Annotated in this window: 3 protein-coding genes; 2 read left to right on the top strand and 1 reads right to left on the bottom strand. The window is 62.3% G+C overall.

Going from position 1 to position 9864, the window contains the following annotated elements; translation table 11 throughout:
- Positions 1 to 604: 604 nt before the first annotated feature.
- Positions 605 to 6886, bottom strand: coding sequence for a non-ribosomal peptide synthetase (locus AU074_RS23220; RefSeq protein WP_076016692.1), 6282 nt, complete (start codon positions 6884 to 6886; stop codon positions 605 to 607).
- 486 nt (positions 6887 to 7372) lie between these two features.
- Here AU074_RS23220 and AU074_RS23215 point away from each other — a divergent pair, with 486 nt between their 5' ends.
- Together AU074_RS23215 and AU074_RS23210 are read left to right on the top strand one after the other, a co-directional pair.
- Positions 7373 to 8167: a helix-turn-helix transcriptional regulator gene (locus AU074_RS23215; protein WP_076016691.1), complete on the top strand. Its 795-nt coding sequence runs from the start codon at positions 7373 to 7375 to the stop codon at positions 8165 to 8167.
- Positions 8167 to 9774, top strand: a complete 1608-nt coding sequence (locus AU074_RS23210; RefSeq protein WP_305886501.1) for an AdeC/AdeK/OprM family multidrug efflux complex outer membrane factor — start codon at positions 8167 to 8169, stop codon at positions 9772 to 9774. Before AU074_RS23215 ends, AU074_RS23210 begins: the two co-directional genes overlap by 1 nt.
- The last annotated feature ends 90 nt before the right edge of the window (positions 9775 to 9864 follow it).

Genomic DNA, 9864 nt, shown 5'->3' with positions numbered 1-9864 from the left:
CCTGCGTTCGGCCAGCGTGGTTTAACGGGGCGCCTAAGATCAAGATCAAAAGCAGATCAAGGGCACAGCGGCCTACAGGCCGGCTTGAGTGTGGTGAAGCAACAGCAAAATCAGAAGCTAAAGCGGGCACGGTCCAAATGTGGGAGCGGGCTTGCTCGCGAAGGTGGTTAACGATGACGCGGGCATCCTGATTCAACGCGGCGGTCTCAGGTTTTTCGCGAGCAAGCCCGCTCCCACAGAAAAGCAGCTCTGCTTTCGCTCTCGATCTTGCCTCTGCTTCTAACACTCAAGCCGGCCGGTAGGCCGCTGTGCTCTTGCTTTTGATTTTGATCTGACTGCCCCATTCAGCCCGAGGCCGAACGCAGGTATTGCGGAGCGGGTAAACCGGCAGGACGCCGGTTTAGCCGCGCCGGGCCATGGATGGCCCGTCGCGGCGGCCCGCGGAGCAATGCCGGAGCTGAGGGCACACCGAGCCTAGGCGAGGTGCCGACAGGCGGGGCAGAGCGTTTTGGTTACTTTTGCGCTTTTCAAAAGTGACCCGCTGTAAGAGCGGAACCATAGGCAGCCGTTACCTAAATAACGGATATGTACCCAACACCACCCCTCAAATCCTCCGCCTGCGACCAAGCTCCGGAATCCCCACCGCAGGCGCCACCTCCACCCGCTCCACCCTCCTCCCAACTACCCCCGCCAACCCCACCACCGTCGGCTGACTGAACAACGAGCGAGCATCCACCTCCAACCCCGCCTTACGCATCCGCGCCACCACCCCCACAGCCAACAACGAATGCCCCCCCAACTCAAAAAAGTGATCCTGGCGCCCTACCCGGTCCAGCTTCAAAACCTCCGCCCAAACCCCCGCAATCACAGTCTCCACCTCCCCCCGAGGCGGTTCATAGGCACGACTCAAAACCGCCTCAACCCCAGGCTCGGGCAGCCCCTTGCGATCCAGCTTCCCCGCCGGGTTAAGCGGCCACACCTCCACCCGCACAAACGCCGAAGGCACCATGTACTCAGGCAACCCCTCCACCATGTAACGACGCAACGCCTCAAGCCCCGGCACCGCATCACGAACGGTGAAATACGCCACCAACCGCTCATCCCGAATCAACACCGCCACCTCGCGCAACGCAGGATGCGCCGCCAACCGCGCCTCAACCTCCCCCAGCTCCAGCCGCACCCCGCGCAGCTTCACCTGAAAGTCATTACGCCCCAAAAACTCCAGATTCCCATCCGGCAAATACCGCACCAGATCCCCGGTTCGATACAACCGATCCCCCACCACAAACGGGCTTTCGATAAACCGCTCGGCAGTCATCTGCGCCAACCCCAAATACCCCCGGGCCACGCCTACCCCGCCGATGTGCAACTGCCCACTGCACCCCAGCGGCACCGGGCGGTCATGCTCGTCCAGCACATACAACCGGGTATTGCTGATCGCCCGCCCAATCGGCAACTGCAACCCAGGCACCGACGCACCCGGCTCCAGGGTCCAGGCGCTGCTGTCCACCGTCGCCTCGGTCGGCCCGTAAACGTTGTGCAAACGCACCCCGGGCAACCGCGCCTGAACCCCACGAGCCAAGGCCTCGGTCAACTCGCCGCCGCCGCATAGGACGTCGGTAAGGCTGGTGCAGTGAGCGGACTCTTCCAGCTCCAGAAACTGCTGCAACATCGCCGGCACAAACTTGATCACGCTGATCTGTTGCTCACGAATCACCTGCGCCAGGTACGCCGGTTCACGGTGGCCATCGGGCCGTGCCAGGACCAGCCGCATGCCATTGGTCAGCGGCCAGAACAGCTCCCACACCGAACCGTCAAAACTGAACGGCGCCCGCTGCAACAACGCGCCACCCTCGGCATTCGGGCACAGTTGCGAGCCCCAGTGCATCAAGTTACCCAAGCCGCGATGCTCGATCATCACGCCCTTGGGCGTGCCGGTGGAGCCGGAGGTGTACATCACGTACGCCAGGTTGCCGACGCTCAACCCCGGCACCAGTGGATTACCTTCGGGCGCGTGCTGCCAGGCACCGTGGTCGAAGTCGATCACCGGTATCGACACTTCCCCCGGCAAGTCGCGGGTCGCGCCGTGTACCAGCAACGCCACCGGCGCGCTGTCTTGCAGCATGTAGGCGAGACGCTCGCGGGGGTAGCCCGGGTCCAGCGGCACATAGGCGCCGCCTGCCTTGAGGATCGCCAGCAAGCCCACCACCAGGTCCAGCCCGCGCTCGACACACAGCGCCACCCGCGAATCCGGCTGCACCCCGCGCTCGCGCAGGTGATAGGCCAGGCGGTTGGCGCGTTCGTTGAGTTGGCGATAAGTCAGCTGTTGCTCACCGGCCTGCACCGCCACCGCGTGGGGTGTTTGCCGGGCATGGGCTTCGAACAGGGCGTTAACGGTCAGGTCCACGGGGTAGTCGGTTTCGCTGGCGTTGAAGTCCACCAGTTGCTGTTGCAGTTCCGTCGCGGGCAACACCTCCACGTCGAATAGCAGCGCTTCTGGGGTCTCCATCAATCCCGCGAGCACCGTGCCTAGGTAGTCCAGCAGGCGCTGGGCACCGACCTTGCGGGGCGCCTTGGCCTTGAGCCGGAAACCGCTGGGCAGGTCGTCCACCGTGAGCATCAGCGGGTAGCTGAGGATGTCTTCGCTGCTGAGCAATTCAATGCCGGGCTGCAGCGCCTGGAGTTCCTCGGCCGAGACATGTCGGTAATTCAGCAGGCTGTTGAACAACGGCGTGACGCCGCTGCAACGCTGGGCCAACGCCAGCGAGGCTTGCTCATGGGCGAGCAAGGCGCTGAGTTGCTGCTGCGTCTGCTTGATCGCCTCACGCACCGTCAACCCGGCCAGGCGTACCCGCAGCGGCAAGGTGTTGATGAACATGCCCAAGGCACGGTCGGCGCCCTCACCTGCTTGCAAACGTCCCAGCAGCACCGTGCCGAAGACCACATCGTCACGGCCCGAGACGCGCCCCAGCACCTGGGCCCACGCCAAGTGAAACAGGCTCGCCGCACTGACACCCAAGGTGCGCGCCTGCTCCCGCAGCCGCTGGCCGAGTGCGTCGGGGAGCAGCACATCGGCCTCCTCGGTCGCGTGGCGATCCGCCTGGCGCTCCTGTAACCCGAAGGCCAGGGTCGGCTCATCGACATCCGCCAGCCGCTCGCGAAAGAACGCTTCGTGCGCGGCCTGGCGTGCCGGCGAACGGGTCTGGGCGACCACATTGCGATAGGGCACCGGCTCCGGCAGTTGCTGTCGCTGGCCGAGCAGATGTGCCTGGATTTCCGCCATCAGTACCTGAGTCGATGTGGCGTCGTTCACCAGATGATGGAAACGCAACATGCCCACCCAGCGGCGGTTCTGCGGATCTTCGGCATAATCCAGCGCCATCAGCGGCGCCTTGCGCAAGTCCAGTGGGCGCTGGCGTTCGCGCAGCTGTTTGAGGATTGAACCTCCCTGAAGGGCCACCGGTTCCACATCCAAAAGCGCCTTGCGCCACACCACTTGCATCGGTTGCTCGATGGCATCCCACGCCAGGCTGGTGCGCAGGATGTCATGGCGGTCGATCACCTGTTGCAGCGCCCGGGCGAAGGCATCGAGCTGTTCACGGCAAGCAAAGCTGAACATCGCGTGTTGCTGGTACGGATCACGCTCGTCGGTGATGTGGTGATAGAGCAAGCCCTCCTGCAACGGCGCCAGCGGATAGATCTCCTGCACATTGGCGGCGCCGCCGGGGATGGCGCCGACAATGCGCTCGATCGTCGGCGGGTCCAGCTCGGCCAGTACCAGCAGGTCCGGGGTAATCAATGTGCAATCTGCAGGAACGCGGTTGGCCGGCACCTCAAGCTCGGTGCCCTGGCCGACCGCTGCCGCCAGCGCGGCCAATGTCGGTTGACCGAACAGCACCTGCACATCCGCCTGCAACCCGGCCTGACGCATGCGCTGTACCAGTTGCACCGCCAATAACGAATGGCCACCCAACTCAAAGAAATGGTCATGCCGCCCTACTTGCTCGACGTGCAACACGTCGGCCCATATCTGCGCCAGGATGATTTCCGTGGCGCCTTGGGGAGCTTCGTAGATTCGGCTGATAAACGCATCGGCACCGGGCGCCGGCAAAGCCTTGCGGTCGAGCTTGCCGTTGGCGGTCAGGGGCAACGCGTCCAGTTTGACGTAGGCCTGCGGCACCATGTAATCCGGCAAGCGTGATCTGAGATGGGTACGAAGCAGGTCAATCGTTACCGGCGCGTGCTCGGTGAACCAGGCCAATAGCTGCCCCTCACGCACCAGGACCACAGCTTCAGTGACCCCCTCATAACCTGCCAGGGCGGATTCGATTTCGCCCAGTTCGATACGCACGCCACGGATTTTTACCTGGTCGTCGTTGCGCCCCAGGTATTCGAGATTGCCGTCCGGCAGCCAGCGCGCCAGGTCGCCGGTGCGGTACATGCGGCCCGGGTTGAAGGGATCATCGAGGAAGCGCTCAGCGGTCATTTCCGGACGGTTCAAATAGCCGCGCGCCACACCTTTACCACCGACGTACAACTCGCCCGCGATCCCGATGGGCACCGGCCGCTGCTGCTCATCCAGCAGGTAGACCGTGGCGTTCGCAACGGGCTTGCCGATGTGCAGCGGCTGCCCGACCTCAACCAGGCCAGAGCTGGCAACTACGGTCGCTTCGGTAGGCCCATAGTTGTTGATCACCGCGAAACTGCGTGCCTTGTTGAACTGGCGCAGGCGGTCGCCACCGATCAGCAACGTGCGCAAGGTCGGATGCTCGATGTTCTGGCTGAAGGCGTACTCGGCCACCGGCGTGGGCAGGAAGCACACGTCCAGCGGCTGAGCGCGCCACCAGTCCAGCAGCGCGTCGATGTCTTCCGCGCCGTCGTGGGCCGGCGGCAGGTGCAAGGTCGCGCCCACGCACAGCGCCGGCCAGACTTCCCAGGCCATGGCGTCAAACCCGAAACCGGCAACGCTGGCGGTATGGCCACCCGCGTGCAAGTCGAAGGCCTGGCAATGCCAGTCCACCAGATTGGCCACGGTGTGGTGTTCCACCATCACGCCCTTGGGCAGGCCGGTGGAGCCCGAGGTGTAGATCACATAAGCGAGATTGGCGGGCGTCATCACCACGGGKGGGTTGCTCGCCAACTGCGCCGTGGCTTGATCCAGATTGATCACCGGCACCGTCAGTTCCGGCAAGCGCTCAAGCAAATCCGTCTGCGTCAACACCGCCACCGGCGCGCTGTCATCGAGCAGGTAGTTCAGGCGTTCGGCAGGATGGGCCGGGTCCACCGGCACATAGCAGCCACCGGACTTGAGAATGCCCAGCAACCCCACCAGCGTTGCCAGGCCACGCCGGGCGACGATGGCCACTCGGTCGTCAGGCTTTACCCCAAGCTCCAACAGTTGATGAGCCAAGGCATTGGCCCGTTGATTCAACTCGGCGTAGGTCAGTCGCTGGCCCTGGTACACCGCGGCTACCGCATGCGGGGTCAGCGCGGCCTGGGTTTCGATACGCCCGTGCAGGGTTTGTGCAGCCGGGTACGCTTGGGCCGTGGCGTTCCAACGTTGCAACTGCGCGGTTTCCTCAGGCGTGATCAATGAAAAATCAGCCAGGGGCAGCGCTGTATTTTCCAGGCCCTGTTCCAGCAGATACACCAGACGTTCCGCCAGGGCCTGCACCTCGTGTTCCTGGAAATACGCCTCGTTGTAGACGCAGTGCAGGCACGCCGTGCCGTGGTAGCGATTGCTGCGCAGGTGAATCGCAAGCGGCAATGGCTCATGGTGATTGGAGACTTTGATCGCCCGCGCGGATGCCTGGCCGTAGCGAAATTCATGGTCGTCCTGTTCATAGGACACCGACAGGTCGAACAGCTGGCCACGGTCGGCGCGCAGCAGACCCAGCTCGCGGTTCATCTCGCTCAGGGGGAAGCGCTGATGCCGGAAATCCTGCTTGAGCTGGTCGCGTACGCCACGCACTAACGCGCTGAACGGCAGGTCGTCAGTGAACTGCAAGCGCACGGCACTGACCTGAGTGAACAGTCCCAGGGTCGAACGAAAGCGCGCATTGGAACGGTTGAGAATCGGCAGCCCCACCACCCATTCCTGGCGCTGGCCGGTGCGGCTGAAGTACAGGTACATCGCGGCCAATAGCACATGGAACGCCGATGCCTCGTAGTGGTTCGCCACCCGCGCCATACGGTTGAGCAGCGTCGCCGGAAACGGTGCCACGTAGGTGTTGCTCGGCGCCTGGCCCTTGGCATGGTAACGGGGCGTCAGCAGCGGCTCGGGCAGCGCCTGGTATTTGTCCAGCCAGTAACTGCGGTCGCGGGCATAACGGGCCGACTCGCGATAGCGTTCATCGCTGTCGATAAAGTCTACATAGGACGGTGCCGACAGGTCTGGTTGCCGTCCCTGCTCCAGGGCGCTGTAGATACCGGCCAGCGATTGCAGCATCTGGCCGAAGCCCCAGCCGTCGAGAATCAGGTGATGGGCCTGGGTGCCGAGGCGGTAATGCTGCTCGTCGAGCTTGACCAGGAAGAAGCGGAACAACGGCTCGTCGACCAGCCCATAGGCCCGGGCCATTTGCGCCTGCAGCAAGGCCTCGGCCGCCGCCTCGGGGTCCGGCTGCCGCGAGACGTCATGCCGGGGCACCGATACCACCATCGACTCGGCAAACGCCTGCCGGGGCAAGCCATCGTCCGCCACCTGCAACACCGTACGCAACGCGTCGTGCTTGGCCACCAGTTGCTCAATGGCGCGCTGGATCAATGCGGGGTTCACCGGGCCTGTGAGGTCGACATAACCGCCGATGTTGTACAGCGGCGAATCGCCGAGGCGCAGTTGGTCCAGCCAGATATCCCGCTGGGCGGCGGTCAGAGGGAAATACGTCATAAGATCCTTCTCATGTGAGGTGTCGATAGGCGCACAACGCCCCATTGAGGCGAAATCAACGGGATTTAAGCATCGCCCCAGAGGGCCGTATGTCACCCGAAACCCGGACAGCCAGATACCGCGCCGGGGTTGGCTGATGGTTCAGTGCTGAATCGATTAAATGGGTGTAGGAAATTGGCTATCCCTGGCCGCTGCCTTGCAGACGAGGCTTTTCCTAAATACAAACAAAACTGTTCTATATCAACTAGTTAACAAACTCTAAAACACCCTCCCCGTGTAGCCCCGCGTTATTTGCCCGTCAGAAATGACGAAATAATGGCGCGCTTTTTATGGCAGGTTGTGTCCCTCGTTTCCGCTACATACGTAGGACAAATCCCCGTGGCTAAATAAAGCCTCGAGCACCGACCCAGGTTCAAGGAGAACGGGAGGCCTGCAGACGAACGGGGGCAACCGTCGACGGTTTTCGACATCAAGGATGAGATGGCTATGAGTCTGACCAGCAGTATTCGGAATATGGAAAGTCCGCATTTTTATTTCGAGTTGGGGGAATTGATTTCAAGCACAGGCACTGAACACTTCGCAGCTAACATGCTGCAACTGGTCAACAAGCTGGTACCGGTTCACCTGGTGGACCTCAGTGAATGGACCCTCGACGAGCACCAGGCCTGCGTGCTCGATATCACGTTACTCGGCAGCGATGGGTTGAAGCAGGACTTGCCGCCACCGCGCACCCTGCATCACCGCGACGATCATCCGCTGCTGAAGAAAATGCTCGGCATGAATGATCCGTTGTTGATCCAGATGAATGCCAAGGCCAACAGCACTCACATCCGCGGCACCTCTCATCAGTGCAACCTGGTATCGCGCCAGGCCAATCGGCGTTGCGTGATTTCGTTCTATCGGCCCCATACCCAACGCGCCTTTTCCCTGGCGGAGTTGTCGTTTCTCAAGAGCCTTTCGGAAACCTTGCTGCCCTTGATCGAGCGCCACGCGCAGATCAATCGACAGGCGCCGCGGGTGGCTCCCGAGCCCTCTAAAACCCTGTTGGAGCAGTCGCAATTGCAGCGCGAATTCTACAAACGCCTGTCACTCAGTGACATCACCTTATCGGCGCGGGAGCAAGAGGTGTGCCTGGGACTGTTGACCGGCGGAACCGTGCCGCAGATGGCCGAGAAACTCAGCGTGAAAAACAGCTCCATTGAAACCTACCTCAAGCGCGCGGCGGCCAAATTGGGCGTGAGTGGCCGCCATGGCCTGGCCAAATGGATGGTTGGGGCGTGATGAAAAAACTGATGTTCGGCGTGGTGTGTGTGCTTGGCGGGTGTTCGCTGATCCCGGACTATCAGCGGCCCGAAGCGCCAACGCCGGCACAATACCCGGTGTACAACGCGGACAAGGTAGGCCCATCGGCCGCCGGGCCTGACTGGCAACGGTTGTTCCGTGACCCGGTGATGCGGCAGTTGATTGGCCAAGCACTGGTGAATAACCGTGACCTGCGGGTGGCGGCGCTGAATGTCGAAGCGTTCCAGGCGCAATACCGCATCCAGCGTGCGGACCTGTTCCCGGCGGTGTCTGCCACGGGCGCCGAAAACCGGCAGAAAGTCCCACGGCGTGCCACGGGCACCGGCAAATCGGCGATCACCTCCACCTACTCTGCAACGCTGGGCGTGAGTGCCTATGAGCTGGATTTTTTTGGCCGGGTGCGCAGCCTCAGTGAGCAGGCGATGCTGCAATACCTCGCCACTGAAGAAGCCAGGCGCAGTGCACAACTGAGCCTGGTGGCCAACGTGGCCAACGCCTACCTGACCTGGCGCGCCGACCAGGAACTGCTGGCCCTGGCCCAGCAGACGCTGGCTTCGGACGAGTACAGTCTGCGCCTGACGTCGCGCAGCAAAACGGCGGGCAAGGCGACGTCGATCGATGTGATCCAGGCCCAGACCAGCGTCGAGAGCACGCGAGCAAGCATTGCCCGCTACCAGCGCCAGGTGGCCCAGGACCTCAACAGCCTGGCGTTGCTGGTGGGCGGGCCGGTGCCGGATTCTTTGCCGGCACAGCCGCTGTCCGCCGACCTGGTGGCGCGCGTGCCGGCCGGGTTGCCGTCGGACCTGCTGCAACGGCGGCCGGATATTGTTCAGGCCGAATATCAGTTGCAGGCGGCCAACGCCAATATTGGCGCGGCGCGGGCAGCGTTTTTTCCTTCGGTTACGCTGACGGCCAACGCGGGGACCTCCAGCAAGGATTTGTCGGGATTGTTCCAGGGGGGCTCGGGGAGTTGGGCGTTTCAGCCGCAGATCAATCTGCCGATCTTTAATGCGGGGAGTCTGAGGGCGAGTCTGGATTACGCGAAGATTCAGAAGAACATCTTTGTCGCGCAGTATGAGAAGTCGATTCAGACGGCGTTTCAGGAGGTCTCGAACGGGTTGGCGGCGCGCCAGACGTATAACGAGCAACTGGCGGCGCAACGGGATTTTGTGCGGGCCAACCAGAAGTATTACGACCTGGCTCAACACCGCTATCGCAGTGGGGTGGACAGTAATCTGGTGTTTCTGGATGCGCAGCGGTCGTTGTTCAGTTCGCAGCAGGCGTTGATTGTGGATCGGTTGGCGCAGTTGGTGGCGGAGGTGAATTTGTATACGGCGTTGGGTGGGGGGTGGGAATTGGGTTCCGCTGGGGGTGGGGGTGGGGGTGGGGGTGGGGGCATATCCGTTTCTTCGGTAACGGCCACTTATGGTTCCGCTCTTACAGCGGGTCACTTTTGGCAAACGCCCCCCGTGTCAGCCTATCTGTCACCTCTGATGTTTGACTCAATCATTCAAGGGGGCGAAGGTGTTTGGCAATGCCGAAACGTTATGACAATGACTTCAAGGATTGGGCGGTTCTGCAAATGATGCCGCCCCTTAATCGAGCGGTGGCAGAACTCGCCGTTGCAATCGGCGTCACCCCACAGTCACTGCGAGATTGGAGAAAAATGGCTAGAG

Source organism: Pseudomonas sp. ATCC PTA-122608, assembly GCF_001952855.1.
Taxonomy (GTDB): domain Bacteria; phylum Pseudomonadota; class Gammaproteobacteria; order Pseudomonadales; family Pseudomonadaceae; genus Aquipseudomonas.
The sequence above is the reverse complement of the archived record's forward strand: the minus strand, read 5'-3'. Positions and strand labels throughout refer to the sequence as shown.